This is a genomic window from Burkholderia contaminans (genome assembly GCF_029633825.1).
In the GTDB taxonomy this organism is placed as follows: Bacteria; Pseudomonadota; Gammaproteobacteria; order Burkholderiales; family Burkholderiaceae; genus Burkholderia; species Burkholderia contaminans.
Map to the genome: position 1 here is coordinate 464,571 of NZ_CP090641.1, position 17,899 is coordinate 482,469.

Consider the following 17,899-nt stretch of genomic DNA (forward strand, 5'->3'; position numbering starts at 1 on the left):
GCTCAGTACAATAGCCGCACCCGTTCACGCCCACGCCGGCATCCGCCGCCCGACGCCATGGCCCGCCTCATCCCCGACGACTGGAAAAGCCTCGCCGCGACCGGCGCGGCCGAACGCGAGCGCGAAACGCTCGCCGCGCTCGAACACGCGCTGCCCGACAGCTACACCGTGTATCACGGCGTGCACTGGACCCGCGCCGACCAGGCGTTCTCGGTATTCGGCGAGGCCGCGTTCGTCGTCGTGAGCCCGGCCGGCCGCGTGCTGCTGATCGAGCAGAAGGCCGGCTTCCTGCGCGAAACGCCGAAGGGGCTCGTGAAGGTCTATCTGCAGAAGGAACGCAACGTCCCGATCCAGCTCGCGCGCACGCAGGAAACCCTGCATCGGCGCCTGACGGCCGCGCTCGGCGCGGGCGTCTACGGCGTCGAGGCGCTGCTGTACTGCCCCGACTACTCGATCCGCGACGCATCGATCGCCGGCGTCGCGGCCGACCGCATCGTCGATGCGTCGCGCAAGGCGCAGCTCGCGCAGGTGATCCTGCGGATCCTGCCGGAAGACGACGAGCACTTCCCGAACGCGCCGAAACTCCACCATTTCCTCGCGGACGAGCTCGCGCTCACGCCCGACACGAGCGCGCTCGTCGGTCAGGCCGGCACGCTCGTCACGCGGCTGTCGGGCGGGCTCGCCGCGTGGGCGCGCCAGCTCGAATTCACGCCGTTCCGGCTGCGCGTCACCGGCACGGCCGGCTCGGGCAAGACGCAGCTCGCCGTACAGGCGATGCGCGATGCGGTCGCGGCCGGCAAGCGCGTGCTCTACGTGTGTTTCAACCGGCCGCTCGCTGACTACATCGCGCGCATCGCGCCGCCCGGCGCGAAGATCGCGAACTACCACCAGCTGTGCGACTGGGTCGCGCGCGACGGCGGCTATACGCCCGACTTCCAGGTGCCCGGCGAATTCGAGCGGCTCGAGGCGCGCTTCGCAGATACGCCGATTCCGGGGCACTGGCGCTTCGACGTGCTGGTCGTCGACGAAGGGCAGGATTTCCATGCGCCATGGGCGGCCGCCCTGGAGCGCTTGCTGGCGCCGGACGGCGCATGGTGGTGGCTGGAAGATCCGCTGCAGAACCTGTACATGCGCGAGCCCGTCGCGCTGCCGGGCTGGGTCACGCTGAAGGCGCTCACGAACTACCGCAGCCCGCGCGACCTGCTTGAATTCGTGCGCGACATCGTCGGCCGGGTCGAGCCGCTGGCGGCCGAGCTGCGCTCGGGCAGCCCGTTCGACGGTTCGGATCCGTCGGTGTCGTCGTACGGGGAAGAAGGCGCGTCGGGAGACGCACTGGCCGATGCCTGCATCGATGCGACCAAGCGGGCGATCACGCACGCGCTGTCGCTCGGCTTCCGCAAGCAGGACATCGCGGTGCTGTCGTATCGCGGCCGCGAAGGCTCGGTGCTCGCGCCGCTCGACCAGCTCGGCCCGCACCGGCTCAAGAGCTTTACCGGCAAGTACGACCTGTTCGGCAATCCGGAGTATCGCGAAGGCGACGTGCTGCTCGATTCGATCTACCGCTTCAAGGGCCAGTCGGCACCGTGCGTGATCCTTACCGAGGTCGACTTCGACACGCTCGACGCGCGTGCCGCGCGCAAGCTGTTCGTCGGCGCGACGCGGGCGACGATGAAGCTGCTGATCGTCGCGTCGTCGCGCGCGGCCGCCCAACTCGCGGCCGTCTGACGTAACGGGCGGCCGGCAGGCGGGCAAGCGCCCGCCCGTGGCCGCTCGCGGTCGATCAGGCGACGCGGAACGCGCCGACCGCGCGGCGCAGCCCGTCGGCCTGTTCTTCCAGCGATGCGGCCGCCGCCGCGGCCTGCTCGACGAGCGCAGCATTCTGCTGCGACACCTGGTCCATCTGCGACACCGCGCGGTTCACCTGCTCGATCCCGTCGCGCTGCTCGTTCGACGCAGCCGCGATCTCCGTCATGATGCCCGTCACGCGGCCGATCGCCTGCTGGATGTCCTGCATCGTCGCGCCAGCCGTGCCGACGAGCCGCGAGCCGGTCGCGACGCGCTCCACCGATTCGCCGATCAGCGTGCGGATTTCCTTCGCCGCCGACGCCGAGCGTTGCGCGAGCGTGCGCACCTCGCCCGCGACCACCGCGAAGCCGCGGCCCTGCTCGCCCGCGCGCGCGGCTTCGACCGCCGCGTTCAGCGCGAGGATGTTGGTCTGGAACGCGATGCCCTCGATCGTGCCGATGATGTCGGCGACCTTCTGCGAGCTCTGGTCGATCTCGTTCATCGTGCCGATCACTTCGCCAACCACCGTCGCGCCGCGCGTGGCGATCTCGCTCGCGGTATCCGCGCAGGCCTGCGCTTCCATCGCATTGTCCGCGTTCTGCTTCACGGTCGCGGTGAGTTGCTCCATGCTCGCGGCCGTCTGCTGCAGCGCGGACGCCTGTTCCTCGGTGCGCTGCGACAGGTCGGTGTTGCCTGCCGCGATCTGGTGCGTCGCCGTCGAGATCGCTTCGGAGCCCTGGCTGACCTGGCGGACCGTATCCGCGAGACTGCGCTGCATGCCGGTCACGCCCTTGACCAGCTCGGCCATCTCGTCGCGCGACGACCAGTGCACTTCAGACGTCAGGTCGCCGTCCGACAGACGGCGGAAATGCGACAGCAGGCGGTTCACCGGCTGCGTGATCGCATAGTGCAGGCCGATCGCGCAACCGAGGCACGCGGCCAGGCCGAATGCGATACCGGCGATCGCGCCCGCGCGCATCCAGCCGTAATAAGTTTGCGCGGTGTCGTACACGTCCTTGCCGCGTGCGACCTGGTACGCATCGAGCGCATCGGTCGCCTGCGTGAGCGCGACCGACAGCGGCGGCGCAACCGACATCAGCAGCCGGTCGGCCTCGTCGCGACGGCCGTCGCGAACCGCGTCGATCATCGGCTTCAGCGCCTGCCCGATCAGCGCCTGGCGCGCGGCGTCGAGGCGGCTCGCGAGCGGGCCTTCGTCGCCGTCGTGCGGCATCGACGCGTAGCCGCGCCAGGCGGTGTCGGCCTTCGCGAGATAGCTCTCGGCCTTCTTGACGAGATCGGGCACTTCCGGCGCTTCCGGATGCAGCATCGCGCGGTCGAGCGTCGTGCGCACGATCGTCAGGTTCAGGCTGGCCGCCGACAGCGCGGTCTTTGCAGCCAGTTGCTGCGTATAAGCCTCGTCGAGCGCACGGTTCGAGCTCTGCATGCCGGCGAGGCCGATCAGCCCCGACACGACGAGCAGCACGGCGACGAGGCCGAGCGTGGAGAAGATCCGCGTACGGATCGAGAAACGGGAAAACAGGGCGTTCAGGTTCATGACGGGACGTGAGCGGTGAAAAGTGCCGCGGCAATCGGTCCGCAGCACTCTGTATTACGGTTTGCCTGCAAAAAACTTGAGCCGGTCCCCGCTTTCCCCTGATCCCGGTCAATTTTCCGGGCCGGCAATCTCCTGTTACGGTTGCAACACATTGAGGCTGGGCAGAAATTGACCAGTCAACTATCCGCCGCTATAGTTCGACACAATTCCCTGCCATGGCAGATATCTCGATGACAACCGACACCCTCCTCCCTCCGCCGGCCGCCGAAACGGCCCGCCGCGACGCGCCGACCGGGCTGATCGTCGGCGCGCTGCTGCTCGTCATGCTGCTGTCCGCACTCGACCAGACGATCGTGTCGACCGCGCTGCCAACGATCGTCGGCGAGCTCGGCGGGCTCGACCAGTTGTCGTGGGTCGTCACCGCGTACCTGCTCTCCTCCACCGTCGTGCTGCCGCTGTACGGCAAGCTCGGCGACCTGTACGGCCGCAAGGTCGTGCTGCAGGCCGCGATCGTGCTGTTCCTGGCGGGGTCCGCACTATGCGGCGTCGCGCAGGACATGACGCAGCTGATCGTGCTGCGCGCGCTGCAGGGGCTGGGCGGCGGCGGCCTGATGGTCGTCACGATGGCCGCGATCGGCGATCTGGTGCCGCCCGATCGCCGTGCGCGCTACCAGGGGATGTTCGGCGGCGTGTACGGCCTCGCGACGATCATCGGCCCGCTGCTCGGCGGCTTCCTGGTCGAGCACCTGTCGTGGCGCTGGATCTTCACGATCAACCTGCCGCTCGGCTTTCTCGCGCTCGCGGTGATCGGCGTCGCGTTCCGGCCGCACACCGCGCACGTGAAGCACCGGATCGACTACATGGGCGCCGCATTCCTCGCCACCGCCCTCACCTGCGTGATCCTGTTCACGAGCGAAGGTGGCTCGCTGCTGCCGTGGACGTCGCCGCAACTGTGGATGACGCTCGTGCTCGGCGTCGTCGCGATCGGCGGCTTCATTTACGAAGAGCGGCTCGCGGCCGAGCCGATCATGCCGCTCGAACTGTTTCGCCATCGCACCTTCGTGCTGGTCAGCCTGATCGGCTTCGTCGTCGGTATCGCACTGTTCGGCTCGGTCACGTTCATCCCGCTCTACCTGCAGGTCGTGAAGGGCTCGACGCCGTCGCAGGCCGGGATGCAGTTGCTGCCGATGATGGGCGGGATGCTCGTGACGTCGATCGTCAGCGGCCGGCTGATCTCGCGGCTCGGCTCGTACCGGATGTTCCCGATCCTGGGCACGCTGACCGGCGGCATCGCGATGGCGCTGCTGTCGACGCTGACGCTCGATACGCCGCTGCACACGATGTACGCGTACATGGCGCTGCTCGGGATCGGCCTCGGCATGGTGATGCCCGTGCTGACGCTCGCCGTGCAGAACACAGTCGAATTCCGGCACATGGGCGTCGCGACGTCGGGCGCGACGCTGTTCCGCTCGATCGGCGGTTCGCTCGGTGTCGCGGCGTTCGGCGCGCTGTTCTCGCACGGGCTGCAGTCGCGGGTGACGGCTGCGCTGCCGGCCGGCACGGCGCTGCCGCCGGCACTCGGCCCGGCCGCCGTTCACCAGTTGCCGGAGGCCGTGCGCGACGCGTACCTGCATGCGTTCGCCGGTTCGCTGCATGTCGTGTACCTGTCCGCGGCGACGGTCATCGCGATCGCGTTCGTGCTCGCGTGGTTCGTCGAGGATGCGCCGCTGCGCAAGCACAACTGAGTCTCCCGTGGAGCGGATCGCAATGCGAGCGTCGAGCCGCATCGCGATCCCGATCCGCCTCCGGTCAAGGCACCAGCACGACTCCTCCCGTCGTCGCGCGCGACTCCAGCAACCGGTGCGCATCGGCCGCCTGGTCGAGCGGCAGCCGCGCGCCGATCTCCACATGCATTCCGTCCGCGAGCCGCTCGAGCGTCGCGCGCGCAGCCTCCCGATAGCCGTCGACGTCACGCGCGATGAAGCCGAGCACGCTCGGCCGCGCCAGCGCGATCGACCGTGCCGGCCCCAGTTCGTCGAGATCGAACGTCTGCCGCGCACCGATCGCGGCCACCTGCCCGATGCTCGCGACCATCCCGAACGGACGGACCGCGCCGAGCGTGCGCGTCAGCACATCGCCGCCGATCCCGTCGATCGCAAAATCAACTCCCGCGCCGCCGCCGAACGCGCGTGCCGCCGCGACGAAATCCTCCTCGCGGTAATCGACCACCGCGTCGGCGCCATGCTTGCGCGCGAGCACGGCTTTCGCGGCCGACCCGACCGTGCCGATCACCCGCGCGCCGAGCGCCCGCGCCCATTGCGTCGCCAGCAGCCCGACGCCGCCGGCCGCCGCATGCACGAGCACCGCGTCGCCGGCGACGACCGGCCGGACCCGATGCAGCAGCATGTAGACGGTGATTCCTTTCAGCAGCCCGGCGGCCACCGCGTCGTCGCCCAGGCCGTCGGGGACCGGCAACACACGCTCGGCCGGCATCGTGCGCAGGCTCGCATAGCTGCCGGTCGGCATGCCCGCATACGCGACGCGCTGCCCGGGGACGAGATCCGTCACGCCCGGGCCGACCGCGTCGATCACGCCGGCCGCCTCGACGCCGAGCGCATCCGGCAGCGCAGGCAATGCGTGCGCGCCCGTCCTGAAATAGATGTCGACGAAATTCACGCCGATCGCGGTCTGGCGAATCCGCACTTCGCCGGCACCGGGCGGCGCGACGGGCGCATCGACGCGGCGCAGCACGCCGGCGTCGCCGTAACAGTCGATCCCGATCCGGATGGCAGTGGCAGTCTGGGTCATGGCGTTTCTCACAATCGAATTGAAGTGACACGATCATCCCATCGTGCATAATCGAACGGAATTCACGCCAAGCGCCCATCTACTGTGCAAAATTCGACCGATCCGGACCCCGTTGCGGCGTCCGCGCTGCCAATGAGCTGGGACGACATCCGCTATTTCCTCGCGGTGATGCGCGGCGGCAGCCTGTCGGCCGCCGCGCGGGCGCTGCAGGTTCAGCATTCGACGGTCGCGCGGCGCATCGACGCGCTGGAGTCCGCGCTCGGCATCCGGCTGTTCGACCGGCTGCCGCGCGGCTGGCCGCCGACCGATGAAGGGCTGCACCTTGCCGAGCACGCGGCACGCATCGAAACCGACGCGCACGCGTTCGCGCGCGCCGCCCAGGGCGCGGCGGCGCTCGACGGCGTGGTGCGCGTATCGGCGTCACCGGTGTTTGCCAGCCACTTCCTCGCGCCGCGGCTCGCCCGCGCGCAGCACGCGTGGCCGGCGCTGCGCATCGACCTGCTGGGCGAGATGCACGCGGCGAACCTGTATGCGCGCGAAGCCGACCTCGCCGTGCGGCTGTCGCGGCCGACCGAGCCTGGGCTCGCCGCGCGCCGGCTCGGCACGATGCGCTTCGCGCTGTGCGCGTCGCCGGAATGGGCGGACGCGCCGCCCGACACCTGGCCGTTCGTCGGCTACGACGACGCGCTCGCGCAAACGCCTCAGCATCAGTGGCTCGCCCGCTTCGCGGCCGGCCGCCGTTTCGCGTTCGTCACCAATGACCTGGCTGCGCAGCATCGCGCATGCGCGGCTGGCGCCGGCGTCGCGCTGCTGCCGCGGTTTCTCGTCGACGATCCGGCTGCGCACGCCGGTGCGCCGCTCGTCGAACTGACGGCCGCGCCCCGTTGCGACATCGAGCGCGAGATCTGGCTCGTCGTCCACCCGGACGTGCGCCGGTCGCCGCGCGTGCAGCGCGTTGCCGATGCGATCGCCGAGGCGGTCCACGCGGCGAACGGACGACTGTAGGCGGCCGCCTCCGCACCGGCTTTGCGGCACGCTCCGGCGGCTGGCATAGTAGCGTCTTCCGTTCTGAATTCACCGGACCTGCCGCCATGCCCACCGCCCCCGCCTGCGTCGTTCGCGACGCAACCGACGCCGACCTCGATGCGATCCAGGCGATCTACGCGCACCACGTGCACCACAGCGTCGCATCGTTCGAGGAAACACCGCCCGACATCACCGAACTCCGCGCGCGCCGTGCCGCGGTGCTACGCGACGGGCTGCCGTATCTCGTCGCCGAATGCGACGGCCGCGTAGCCGGCTATGCGTACGCGACGCCGTACCGCACGCGCCGCGCGTACCGCTTCACGATCGAGGATTCGATCTACATCGACGATGCGCAGCGCGGGCGCGGAATCGGCCGCGCGCTGCTCGCCGCGCTGATCGAACGCTGCGAGGCCGGCCCGTGGCGGCAGATGATCGCGGTGATCGCCGACGGCGGCACCGGAGGCTCGACGTCGCTGCATCGCGCGTTCGGCTTCGAGCCGGCCGGCACGCTGAAGGCGGCCGGTTTCAAGCACGGCCGCTGGATCGATACGGCGCTGCTGCAGCGGCCGCTCGGCGACGGCGCCGACACGCTCCCCGTGTCGCCGTAGCCTCCCGCGTCGCGCTAGAATGGCCGCATGTCAAAACAGACTCATTCCACACCCGACGAGGCGGCGCCGGATTCCCGCAACGAGTACACGGTCGACGAACTCGCGCGCGTGTCCGACACGACCGTGCGCAATGTCCGCGCGTACCAGGATCGCGGTTTGCTCGCACCGCCGGAAAAGCGCGGCCGCGTCGGCATCTACGACGACACGCACGTCGCGCGCCTAAAGCTGATCAACCACCTGCTCGCGCGCGGCTATACGCTGTCGAACATCCAGGACCTGATCAAGGCGATCGACGAAGGCCACGACCTGCGTTCGATCCTCGGCCTCGAAAACGCGATCGGCGGCCGCTGGTCGCACGAACTGCCGAAGACCTATTCGCTCGCCGCGCTCGCGCAGATGTTCGGCCCGCAGGCCACCACGCAGCTGTCACGCGTGACCGAACTCGGCCTGCTCGAACGACGCGGCCTGTCGTTCGTCGCCAAGAGCCCCGCGCTGCTCGAAGCGGCAGCCGCGATGACGAAGGAAGGCATCCCGCCGCGCGAGCTGCTCGACGTGATCAGCCTCGCGCGGCCGCATTTCGACGCGATCGCGCGGCTGCTCGTCGACCTCGTCGTGAAGCGGCTCGACCGCTACGACGCGGGCACGCTGCCGCCCGCCACCGACGTGCCCGAGCTGGTCGACGCGATCTGGCGCCTGCGCCCGCTCGCGGCCGTGTTCGTCGAAGGCGAGACGAACCGCGCACTGGAAACCGCGGCAAGCGCCTATCTCGGCGGCCGCGTCGCGACGATCCTCGACAGGAAGCTCAGCGACGAGGCCGCGCGGCAGTCCGGCACACCTTCACCGGAAAACGGCAGCGACGAAGCATAGGCGCGCCGCCGTCATATTGATATCGGCAATGCTTCGTTTGCTGGCGTAATCGCCCATGCGACGATTCTTCCAACCAAGCGGCGCCACCGCCGCTCGCCCGAAGACGTTTTGCATGGAGTCCGTTCGATGATTCGTTTCACCCGCTGGATCGCCCGCACCGCCGCCGTCACCACGCTCGTCGCGCTGTCCGCGGCGTCAGCCTTCGCGCAAGGCGGCGCCGACAAGGTTGTGCGCATCGGCTACCAGAAGGCCGGCCTGCTGTCGGTCGTCAAGGCGCAAGGTTCGCTCGAAGCGCGGCTCAAGCCGCTCGGCTATGGCGTGCAGTGGTTCGAGTTCCCGGCCGGCCCGCAACTGCTCGAAGCGCTGAACGCGAACAGCATCGACTTCGGCTATACGGGCGCGCCGCCGCCCGTGTTCGCACAGGCGGCCGGCGTGCACTTCGTCTATGTCGGCGCGGAACCGCCGGCGCCGCACAACGAAGCCGTGGTCGTGAAGGCCGATTCGCCGATCCGCTCGGTCGCCGGCCTGCGCGGCAAGAAGGTCGCACTGCAGAAAGGTTCGAGCGCGAACTACTTGCTGCTCGAAGCGTTGAAGCAGGCCGGTGTGCGCTACGACGAAATCCGCCCCGTGTATCTTCCGCCAGCCGACGCGCGCGCCGCATTCGAGAGCGGTAACGTCGATGCGTGGGTCGTCTGGGATCCTTACTATGCAGCCGCGCAAAACGCACTGAAGGTGCGTACGCTGTCCGACTACACGGGCCTCACTGCAACCAACAACTTCTACGAAGCGACGCGGGACTTCGCGCAGCAGCACCCCGACGTGGTCGGCGCGATCCTGAAGCAGGCGCGCGAGACCGGCCAGTGGGTCAACTCGCATCCGGCCGACACGGCCGCACTGATCGCACCCAAGGTCGGCCTGCCGCAACCGCTCGTCGAGACGTGGCTCAAGCGTGTCCCGTTCGGCGCGGTGCCGCTCGACGAAAAGATCGTCGCGACCCAGCAAGGCGTTGCCGATGCGTTTTATGCGGCGAAGCTGATTCCGCAGAAGCTGAACGTGGCCGACAACGCATGGGTCGACAAAAACGTGCAGGGTGCGCTCGCGGCGAAGTAGCGGGAACGCAGCGCTCAACTTGTCGAAGGCCGCCGGGCACATGACTCGTCGGCCTTTCTTCTTGTCTGATTTTGGGGAAACGCGGGACGCACTGTCGGCGTTCGCGCCGGAGCACGAATCCCGCTTTCACGTTTGTCGTGGACGCCCCTGTACGCCATGCCGCGCAGCACGCGCGGCCAGACAGGGCCACATCGCTTCATCCGCAAAACGAGCCGCGTGGTGAAACAGTTACAAGTTAACGATTGACGCCACCGCTGCCCAGCGGTTAATGTCTCGTTCGAAGTTCAAGAAGTCCGATTGCTGTTCATCAATTGATCGCTCCTCAGCGGTATTCGTTGTCCTCTCCCTCCTTGACGCTTCACGCGCTCTTTTCAGAGCAAATTCTCATATTTTTTTCTCAAGGAATCTTCATGGATACCGGTATCGTCAAGTGGTTCAACGACAGCAAAGGCTTCGGCTTCATCACGCCCGACAACGGCGGCGACGACCTCTTCGCTCATTTCTCGGAAATTCGTGCCGACGGCTTCAAGACGCTGGCTGAAAATCAGAAAGTGAGCTTCGAAACGAAGCAAGGCCCGAAGGGTCTGCAAGCGGCCAACATCAAGCCGCTGTAAAGTTTGAAGGATCCGGCCGCCCGTAACGGGCGCCGGGTTGCAGCGACATCCTCGCGGAGCCTGGTCTCCCAAAGTTGGCGCGATTGCTCTTGGCTGCATCGGTTCATGCCGCAGCTCGCCGCGCGCCACACGCCTCGTTGCACTTCATTCCCCCTCAGGCTGCCAAGCCCTTTTTCGCTTTACGACTGCGTCGGATTCAGCTCGCAATGGCTTTGAATCGGCGTACCCGTGCACATCCGCACGGCACGCGCGCACTCGAACATTATTAAAATTAAAATGCACAACAAACAAACTCATCAGTACAACGGCTATGCCGTCCAGCCCTCGGCGCATCGTTTGCCCGACGGGAGCTTTTCATCCAACCTGCTGCTCGAACGCGCCGGCAGCGCACGCAGCGAAGGCCGCTACCAGTTCTATTCGCTCGATTACTTCGCGAGCGAGGAGCAGGCGTTGCAGCATTCGGCGCGCTGGGCACGCAACTGGGTCGACACGCGCGGTTAAAGGCAATCCCGCGACGCGCGCAACGCGCCGGCACCGGCCGATTCAGCGCACCGCTTCAAAGATCGTCGTTCGACGACGACCACCCGGGTTCAAACGAACCCAGTGCGCGCGCCGGATGAAACCATCGGAGCGGCGCATCGTCGATCTGCACGGGCGGAAGGAGCCGGGATGCCGGCCCCCACGACGTCGGTTCGACGTGCGCCGCACGATCACGCCGATCGTCAGCAACCAGTTCGACCACCTCGCTCATCGGCTCCGACCGCAACTGCAACTCGGCCGCCGTCCGCGCCAGCGAAGCGCGGGCCTCGGTACCGACGCCCTCCTTCATTCGCGTCGTCAGCCCGCGGATGGCGGCCGTCGCCATCAGGTAGCCCGTTGCATGGTCGATCGCCTGAACGGGCAAGTTCACCGGCTCGTCGCCACCCATCGCGCGCATGCCCGCCTCGGCGATTCCTGTGCTCATTTGAATGAGACTGTCGAAGCCGCGCCGGCCTCGCCATTCACCACTCCAGCCATAAGCGTCGAGCGACACGTCGACGAGCGCAGGATTCAGTTCGCGCCGATGCGCCGCATCGAGTCCGAGGCGCGCGAGCGCGTCCGACCGGTAACCGTGCACGACGATATCCGCGCCGCGCAGCAATTGCTCGAGCGTATCGAGATCCGCGGCATCTTTCAGGTTCAGCCGCGCACACCGCTTGCCCAGGACGACTTCGGGCACCGTGCCCGGTTCTTCCCAGCCGTACGGATCGATGCGCAGCACATCGGCGCCCAGGCCCGCAAGAAAGCGTGTCGCCACGGGGCCGGCGAGAATGCGCGTCAGGTCGAGCACGCGAATGCCGCGCAGCGGCCGGTCTTTCGAAGGCCGCCACGCACGCGCGACGCCATCGGTCGCGGCACGAACATGCAGCAACGGTTCGGTTGCGACCGCGTTGCCCTGCGGATGCCCGGCCCACTCCCGTGCCGAGTACATCGCCGCGGCACAACCGCCGCGCTCGACGATCGCGTCTTCGAGCGCGCCGGCATCCCAGCGACTCACCGCTTGCGCGACCGACTGCGCATCGGCGACGCAGTCCAGCACCGACAACGCGGCCAGCCGATGATGCGGCGCGTTCGTGTGCAACCGGATCCAGCGATCGCGCGCCCGATAGTTGCCGGCCACCGGATCCCATTGAGGCGGCATCGTCCAGCCTTGCGGACGCAGCGACGTGCCGAACCATAGCGACGCCATGCGCCGGTCGACCCACACCGACGGCAACGTTCCGGTCGACGCATGCAGCAATTCGGCGACGGACGTTCCTGCCGCGCCGATCGCCGCCGTCGCCATGTCGGTGACGCGAAATGCCGACACCAGTTCGCCCGCCCCGCTGAAACTGCACGACTCGAGGAACGCCTGGGACCCGCCCGCCGCGAGCCAGAACGCCCGTAGTTGACGCGACACACGATCCTCATCGGACGCGGCCCGTTCCGTCGACGTTTGATCAACTCGCATGTTCGCCTCGCATGATTTAGGTGAGGCAAAGATCGTCTCGCTCGCATTTGCTGTCAACGTTGATTATCCTGATCAACCTGTCGAACGATTCCCCCTGCGCACGATGTCGAACTACCTGAATTCGACCGACGCCGCGGCAAGGCTCGGTGTCTCGCGGCAAACCCTCTACGCGTACGTCAGCCGCGGCCTGCTTCGCGCGGAACCAGGCGGCAGTCACCGTGAAAGCCGCTACCTCGCGGCCGATGTCGACCGGCTCGCGGATCAACGTGCACGCGGCCGCAAGCCGAAGGAAGTGGCGAAGGCCGCGCTGAACTGGGGATCGCCCGTGCTCGAATCGAGCATCACGTTGATCGAGGGCGGCCGGCTCTTCTATCGCGGTGTGGATGCACTCGATCTCGCTGCCCGCGCGAGTCTCGAGGAAGTCGCGGCGCTGCTGTGGCAATGCGACGAGCAGACCGCGTTCGGCCGACGCGCCCCCACTACGCCGTCGGTACTGCGAACGCTCTTCAGGCACTACGCCGAACAACGCGCCGAACAGGCGCTGCTGCCGCTCTTCACCGTCGCGAGCGAGGACGCGCCGACGGCGATCTGGCATCAGTCGACCGATCGTCAGGCGCAGGGCTGCGGCGATCTCGTGCGGATTCTGGCGGCATGCCTGCTGCGCACCCGGATCGATACGGCACCCATCCACGAGCAATGCGCGCGGGCATGGGGCGTCGGGCCGGCAGGCGCCGAACTGATCAGGATGGCGCTCGTGCTGTGCGCGGACCACGAACTGAACGCGTCGAGCTTCACGGGGCGATGCATCGCGTCGACGAACGCAAGCTTGCGGGCCGTCGTGGTCGGCGGCCTGGCCGGCCTGTCGGGCGAGCGGCATGGCGCCACCACCGCGCGCGGCGAAGCACTGTGGGACGAGCTGGGCAACAAGGACGTCGAGCAGAAAATGGCCGCGCGTCTCGCCCGGGGAGACGGCTTGCCGGGCTTCGGACATGCGCTCTATCCCGATGGCGACGTGCGCGCGACGTATCTGTTGTCGCGGATCCTGCCGCGTCATCCTCAGTGGAAAAAGATGATCGATGCCGGGAGCGCGCTCGTTGGCCAGAAGCCCTCGCTGGATCTCGCGCTGGTAGCGTTACGCCGACATTTGCGGCTGCCCGTCGGCGCCGCATTCGGCCTGTTCGCGCTTGGCCGTTCGATCGGCTGGATCGCGCACGGGCTCGAGCAGCGCGAGCAATCCGATCTCATCAGGCCGCGTGCGGTTTATATGGGGACCTGGCCAGATGGCGCCGGGGCGGATCACCCTCGATCCCGCGGACGCTCGGGAAAGCGGCAAGCAACGCAACCGGCAGTGCCGAAAGACGACATGCTTGCCGCCTTTTTCAGGAGTCGATAGCGTTTTGCTTGATGCGATGACGCCGGCGCACGTCATCGATGACACGCCGGTGCTTCGTTGGCGAACGAAAGCAGCTACCCGCTGACGTTTCGCGGATTTCGCCGACGGGTCGGCAAGGCCCCCCCACGGAAATCCGCGAGGACTTCTTTCGCCGGCTCCGTGGCAGGCACACAGCACAAGGCACCTCGATCCGGCAATGCGCGCACCGCACCTGCGGCACGCGCATGCCGACTTACTTCAGCGCCCCCGCCACCTTCTTCTGCCGCCACAAACACAGCAAGTCACACGCGACATGCGCGGCCGCGATCGCCGTGATGTCCGCGTGGTCGTACGCGGGCGCGACCTCGACCACATCCGCGCCGACCAGGTTCACCGCGCCGAGCGCACGCACGATCGCTAGCGCCTGAGCAGACGAGAGCCCGCCCGCGACCGGCGTGCCGGTACCAGGCGCGAACGCCGGATCGAGACAATCGATATCGAACGTCAGGTACGCCGGCCGCGCGCCGACGATGTCGACGATCCGCTCGACCGCCGCGCGCGCGCCATGGTCATGCACCCACGCCGCATCGAGCCGCTCGATCCCCAGGAAGTCGTCGTTCCACGTGCGAATCCCGACCTGCACCGACGTCGCCGGATCGATCAACCCTTCCTTCACGGCCTTGTAGAACATCGTCCCGTGATTGAGGCTGTCCGGATCGTCGTCGGCCCACGTATCGCAGTGCGCGTCGAAATGGATCAGCGACAGCGGCCTGCCGTAGCGCTCCGCGTGCGCGACCAGCAGCGGATACGTGATGTAGTGGTCGCCGCCGAGCGTCAGCATCTTCGCGCCGGAACCGAGGATCGTGCGCGCATGCTCGACGATCGCGGGCTTGATCGACAGCGGGTTGTGCGCGTCGAACCAGCAATCGCCGTAGTCGACCGCCGCGAGATCGTCGAACGGGTTGAAGCCCCATGGATACGGATGAAGCTCCGCGAGCTGCACGCTCGCCGCGCGAATCGCCGCCGGGCCGAGCCGCGCGCCGGAGCGGTAGGTCGTCGCGAGGTCGAGCGGCACGCCGGAGATCGCGACGTCGACGCCGTCGAGCGCGCGCGAATAGTTGCGGCGCATGAACGACAGCACGCCCGCATAGGTGTTTTCGATCGACGAGCCGTACGGCGTCGTGCGACGGATCGCGCCGTCGCCGTGGAGAAGTTCGGTCATGGTCGGACCTGTTTTCGTGGGGAGGCCGCCCCGCTTCGCATCAGCGCACGGGTCGGGCACGGCCGGGATTCATCGGGCCCGCACCGGCTTGCGCATCCAGTCGCGCGGCCGGGCGGAAACAACGGCAACGACAGCAACAACCACATCGACAACGGCAATAACGCGGCGATCATAGCAAGCCGAATTGCAGTCGTTGCCCCGGTTCAACCGGGGCAACGCGCGGAGAAAATCCGGCGGCCGCGTCCAGGCATCGGAGCCCCGCATCGCCGGATTGCTGCGCCGGCGGGCGATCCTTGTGCATGGCGATCCCGGTCGTTTCCTAGAAGGAATCGCCGGTTTTCGCACGCCCGTTCTTCCGGATAATGGCCGACAGTCGCGCCCTCGACCGCGCGCCGTCCACCGCAGACAACAACAAACCGGAGACCCCGCCTTGATCGCCACGCTTCCCGCCACCTACCGCCGGCTCTGGCCGCTCGCCGTCGTCGCCGCGCTGCTATATGGACTGTCGCTCGCAGCGGCGCCCTATCCGGGCCAGGCCGCCGCGAAAGCCGCGATGGGCATCCTGCTGCTCGCGGCGGGCAGCACCTGCGCCGCACCGCGCGAACGCGCGTGGCTGTGCGCGGCGCTCGTGACGGCCGTGCTCGGCGACGTGCTGCTTGCGCTGCCCGCCTGGCCGCTGTCGTTCGTCCTCGGCCTCGGCGCATTCCTGCTCACGCACCTGTGCTACTGCGCGATCTTCATGCGCTGGCGCGCGCGGCCGCACGGCTGGCGCACCGTCGCGCTCGTCGGGCTGTGGATCGCCGCGCCCGCGTTCTACGTAGCGTTCTTCCCGCACCTCGGCGAGCTGATGGCGCCGGTCGCCGTCTACATGCTCGCGCTGTGCGCGATGGCGAGCTTCGCGCTCGCCGCCCGTACGCACGGCCCGCTGGTGGCCATCGGCAGCCTGATCTTCGTCGGCTCCGATACGCTGATCGGCGTCGGCCGCTTCCTCGGCGGTTTTCCGGGCATCGATTACCTGATCTGGGGCCTTTACGCGCTCGCGCAGGTCACGATCGTGGCCGGGGTTTTCCATGAGACGGCCGCCCGCTCGATCCGTCCCTGATACCGTTTCAAACAGGCCGCCGCACGCCGGCGGCCTGGTCCGCGCCCTCTCTCGCCCTGTCGACGGCCCTTTCCGCTTATCCCGCAGCGCGGAAGCCGGCCCGTTCCAAACCCCGCTCAGCCTTTTCCCGCCTGGCTTCCGGCCCTTAGAGCGCCCCTTCTAGCCTCTTGCGGTTTCCGGGTTCATTCACTATCGTTACATCAAACAATGTAACATTCGAAAATGAGCCAAATCGGAGACACCCGGATGAATGCTCGCACGTTGCCTTTCGGTCCACCCGGCCATGACGGCCAGGACGAAACCATCGACATCGCCATCATCGGCACCGGCTTCGCCGGCCTCGGGATGGCGATCCGCCTGCGTCAGACAGGCGTGACCGACTTCGTCGTCCTCGAGAAGGCCGCGTCGGTCGGCGGCACGTGGCGCGACAATCATTACCCCGGGTGTGCATGCGACGTGCAATCGCACGTCTATTCGTTCTCGTTCGCGCCGAACCCGCGCTGGACGCGCATGTTCGCGCCGCAGCCGGAAATCCGCGCCTATCTGGAAGACTGCGTGCAGCGCTTCGGGATCGGCTCGCACCTGCGCCTGAACCACGAACTGCAGCGCGCCGAGTACGACGAGGCCGCGCAACGCTGGCGCCTCACGTTCGCGAACGGCAAGCGGCTGTCCGCGCGCGTGCTTGTGTCGGGGATGGGCGGGCTGTCGCGCGCCGCGCTGCCGTCGATTCCCGGCGTCGAAACCTTCAAGGGCCGCGCGTTCCATTCGCAGCAGTGGGATCACGACTATGCGCTCGAAGGCAAGCGCGTCGCGGTGATCGGCACCGGCGCGAGCGCGATCCAGTTCGTACCGCAGATCGCACCGCGCGTGAAGGAACTCGCGCTGTTCCAGCGCACGCCGCCGTGGATCATGCCGAAACCCGACCGCAACCTGACCGGGCTCGAGAAATGGCTATTCCGCACGCTGCCGTTCACGCAGAAGATCGTGCGCAGCGGCATCTACTGGATGCTCGAATCGCGCGTGCTCGGCTTCGCGATCCACCCGTCGCTGATGAAGAACGTGCAGAAGCTCGCGCTGCGCCACATCCGCAAGCAGATTCCCGATCCGGAGCTGCGCAAGACCGTCACGCCGAATTACACGCTCGGCTGCAAGCGCGTGCTGATCTCGAACGACTACTACCCGGCGCTGTCGCGCAAGAACGTCGACGTGATCACGACCGGCATCGACCACATCGAAGCCGACGCGGTCGTGACGACCGACGGCAAGCGTCATGAAGTCGACTGCCTGATCTACGGCACCGGCTTCCAGGTGGCCGATCCGTATCCGCGCGGCGCGATCATCGGCCGCGGCGGGCTCGACATCGTCGACGCATGGCGCGACGGCGCGCATGCGTATCTCGGCTCGACGCTGCCCGGCTACCCGAACTTCTTCATGATCGTCGGCCCGAACACGGGCCTCGGCCACAACTCGATGGTATTCATGATCGAGTCGCAGATCGAGTACATCCTCGGCGCGCTGCAGGCGATGCGTCGCGAACGGGCGGACGCAATTGAGGTGCGCCCGCACGTCGAGGCGCAGTTCAACGACGACCTGCAAGGCAAGCTGAAGAAGGCGATCTGGTCGACGGGCGGCTGCAAGAGCTGGTACCTCGATCCGCGCACCGGCAAGAACACGACGCTGTGGCCGGGCTTCACGTGGCGTTTCCGCCAGGCGACCGCGCACTTCTCGATCGCCGACTACCACGCGTATCGCGCGCCGCAACACGACACGACCGCACGGCCCGCCGCCGCGCCCGCCGCTTCCGCTTCGACTTCCCCGTCCGCAGAAGCGGCCTGAGCCA

General features: G+C 67.7%; 15 protein-coding genes. 11 read left to right on the plus strand and 4 right to left on the minus strand.

What is annotated here, in order from left to right:
* Positions 1–57: 57 nt before the first annotated feature.
* On the plus strand, positions 58–1,725 hold the full coding sequence (locus LXE91_RS19825; RefSeq protein ID WP_039352815.1) for an ATP-binding domain-containing protein: 1,668 nt from the start codon (positions 58–60) through the stop codon (positions 1,723–1,725).
* A 55-nt stretch (positions 1,726–1,780) separates the two neighbouring features.
* Here the strand turns inward: LXE91_RS19825 and LXE91_RS19830 are convergent, their stop codons facing one another.
* On the minus strand, positions 1,781–3,340 hold the full coding sequence (locus LXE91_RS19830; protein ID WP_039352812.1) for a methyl-accepting chemotaxis protein: 1,560 nt from the start codon (positions 3,338–3,340) through the stop codon (positions 1,781–1,783).
* 230 nt (positions 3,341–3,570) lie between these two features.
* Here LXE91_RS19830 and LXE91_RS19835 point away from each other — a divergent pair, with 230 nt between their 5' ends.
* Positions 3,571–5,085, plus strand: a complete 1,515-nt coding sequence (locus LXE91_RS19835) for an MDR family MFS transporter (RefSeq protein WP_039352808.1) — start codon at positions 3,571–3,573, stop codon at positions 5,083–5,085.
* Positions 5,086–5,149: 64 nt separating this feature from the next.
* On the opposite strand, the gene LXE91_RS19840 is transcribed toward LXE91_RS19835, so the two are convergent.
* Entirely contained in the window at positions 5,150–6,148 is a 999-nt protein-coding gene (locus tag LXE91_RS19840) for a quinone oxidoreductase family protein (RefSeq protein ID WP_039352806.1), read from the minus strand.
* Between the two features lie 132 nt (positions 6,149–6,280).
* On the opposite strand from LXE91_RS19840, the gene LXE91_RS19845 reads away from it, so the two are divergent.
* The 6 genes from LXE91_RS19845 to LXE91_RS19870 all read left to right on the plus strand — a co-directional run bounded on the left by LXE91_RS19845 (position 6,281) and on the right by LXE91_RS19870 (position 10,874).
* Entirely contained in the window at positions 6,281–7,153 is an 873-nt protein-coding gene (locus tag LXE91_RS19845; RefSeq protein WP_046196531.1) for a LysR family transcriptional regulator, read from the plus strand.
* A gap of 86 nt (positions 7,154–7,239) precedes the next feature.
* Positions 7,240–7,782: a GNAT family N-acetyltransferase gene (locus LXE91_RS19850; protein WP_039352800.1), complete on the plus strand. Its 543-nt coding sequence runs from the start codon at positions 7,240–7,242 to the stop codon at positions 7,780–7,782.
* A 27-nt stretch (positions 7,783–7,809) separates the two neighbouring features.
* Positions 7,810–8,649 (plus strand): MerR family transcriptional regulator, encoded by an 840-nt coding sequence (locus tag LXE91_RS19855; RefSeq protein WP_039352797.1) that lies wholly within the window; start codon positions 7,810–7,812, stop codon positions 8,647–8,649.
* Between the two features lie 126 nt (positions 8,650–8,775).
* The gene (locus LXE91_RS19860) at positions 8,776–9,759 is read left to right on the plus strand and encodes a sulfonate ABC transporter substrate-binding protein (protein ID WP_039352794.1); all 984 of its coding nucleotides are present in this window, start codon (positions 8,776–8,778) and stop codon (positions 9,757–9,759) included.
* A gap of 410 nt (positions 9,760–10,169) precedes the next feature.
* Positions 10,170–10,373 carry a cold-shock protein gene (locus LXE91_RS19865; RefSeq protein WP_006485974.1) on the plus strand — a complete coding sequence of 68 codons (204 nt, stop codon included), beginning with the start codon at positions 10,170–10,172 and terminating at the stop codon, positions 10,371–10,373.
* 276 nt (positions 10,374–10,649) lie between these two features.
* Positions 10,650–10,874 carry a hypothetical protein gene (locus tag LXE91_RS19870; RefSeq protein ID WP_039352774.1) on the plus strand — a complete coding sequence of 75 codons (225 nt, stop codon included), beginning with the start codon at positions 10,650–10,652 and terminating at the stop codon, positions 10,872–10,874.
* A gap of 55 nt (positions 10,875–10,929) precedes the next feature.
* Here the strand turns inward: LXE91_RS19870 and LXE91_RS19875 are convergent, their stop codons facing one another.
* Complete coding sequence (locus LXE91_RS19875; RefSeq protein WP_039352771.1) at positions 10,930–12,363, minus strand: CoA transferase; 1,434 nt, start codon at positions 12,361–12,363, stop codon at positions 10,930–10,932.
* Positions 12,364–12,466: 103 nt separating this feature from the next.
* Between LXE91_RS19875 and LXE91_RS19880 the strand changes: the two genes are divergently transcribed.
* Positions 12,467–13,756 carry a citrate synthase family protein gene (locus LXE91_RS19880; protein WP_039352768.1) on the plus strand — a complete coding sequence of 430 codons (1,290 nt, stop codon included), beginning with the start codon at positions 12,467–12,469 and terminating at the stop codon, positions 13,754–13,756.
* 232 nt (positions 13,757–13,988) lie between these two features.
* Here the strand turns inward: LXE91_RS19880 and speB are convergent, their stop codons facing one another.
* Entirely contained in the window at positions 13,989–14,957 is a 969-nt protein-coding gene (speB, locus tag LXE91_RS19885; protein WP_039352765.1) for an agmatinase, read from the minus strand.
* A 430-nt stretch (positions 14,958–15,387) separates the two neighbouring features.
* Here speB and LXE91_RS19890 point away from each other — a divergent pair, with 430 nt between their 5' ends.
* Positions 15,388–16,059: a lysoplasmalogenase gene (locus LXE91_RS19890; RefSeq protein WP_046196532.1), complete on the plus strand. Its 672-nt coding sequence runs from the start codon at positions 15,388–15,390 to the stop codon at positions 16,057–16,059.
* A 246-nt stretch (positions 16,060–16,305) separates the two neighbouring features.
* Entirely contained in the window at positions 16,306–17,895 is a 1,590-nt protein-coding gene (locus tag LXE91_RS19895) for a flavin-containing monooxygenase (protein WP_039344151.1), read from the plus strand.
* The last annotated feature ends 4 nt before the right edge of the window (positions 17,896–17,899 follow it).

Bases quoted from the DNA above. Each gene is read 5' to 3' on its own strand.
- LXE91_RS19825 (WP_039352815.1), top strand. From the start codon at position 58: ATGGCCCGCCTCATCCCCGACGACTGGAAAAGCCTCGCCGCGACCGGC.
- LXE91_RS19860 (WP_039352794.1), top strand. From the start codon at position 8,776: ATGATTCGTTTCACCCGCTGGATCGCCCGCACCGCCGCCGTCACCACG.
- LXE91_RS19840 (WP_039352806.1), bottom strand. From the start codon at position 6,148: ATGACCCAGACTGCCACTGCCATCCGGATCGGGATCGACTGTTACGGC.
- LXE91_RS19830 (WP_039352812.1), bottom strand. From the start codon at position 3,340: ATGAACCTGAACGCCCTGTTTTCCCGTTTCTCGATCCGTACGCGGATC.
- LXE91_RS19895 (WP_039344151.1), top strand. From the start codon at position 16,306: ATGAATGCTCGCACGTTGCCTTTCGGTCCACCCGGCCATGACGGCCAG.
- LXE91_RS19835 (WP_039352808.1), top strand. From the start codon at position 3,571: ATGACAACCGACACCCTCCTCCCTCCGCCGGCCGCCGAAACGGCCCGC.
- LXE91_RS19865 (WP_006485974.1), top strand. From the start codon at position 10,170: ATGGATACCGGTATCGTCAAGTGGTTCAACGACAGCAAAGGCTTCGGC.
- LXE91_RS19845 (WP_046196531.1), top strand. From the start codon at position 6,281: ATGAGCTGGGACGACATCCGCTATTTCCTCGCGGTGATGCGCGGCGGC.
- LXE91_RS19870 (WP_039352774.1), top strand. From the start codon at position 10,650: ATGCACAACAAACAAACTCATCAGTACAACGGCTATGCCGTCCAGCCC.
- LXE91_RS19880 (WP_039352768.1), top strand. From the start codon at position 12,467: ATGTCGAACTACCTGAATTCGACCGACGCCGCGGCAAGGCTCGGTGTC.
- speB (WP_039352765.1), bottom strand. From the start codon at position 14,957: ATGACCGAACTTCTCCACGGCGACGGCGCGATCCGTCGCACGACGCCG.
- LXE91_RS19855 (WP_039352797.1), top strand. From the start codon at position 7,810: ATGTCAAAACAGACTCATTCCACACCCGACGAGGCGGCGCCGGATTCC.
- LXE91_RS19850 (WP_039352800.1), top strand. From the start codon at position 7,240: ATGCCCACCGCCCCCGCCTGCGTCGTTCGCGACGCAACCGACGCCGAC.
- LXE91_RS19875 (WP_039352771.1), bottom strand. From the start codon at position 12,363: ATGCGAGTTGATCAAACGTCGACGGAACGGGCCGCGTCCGATGAGGAT.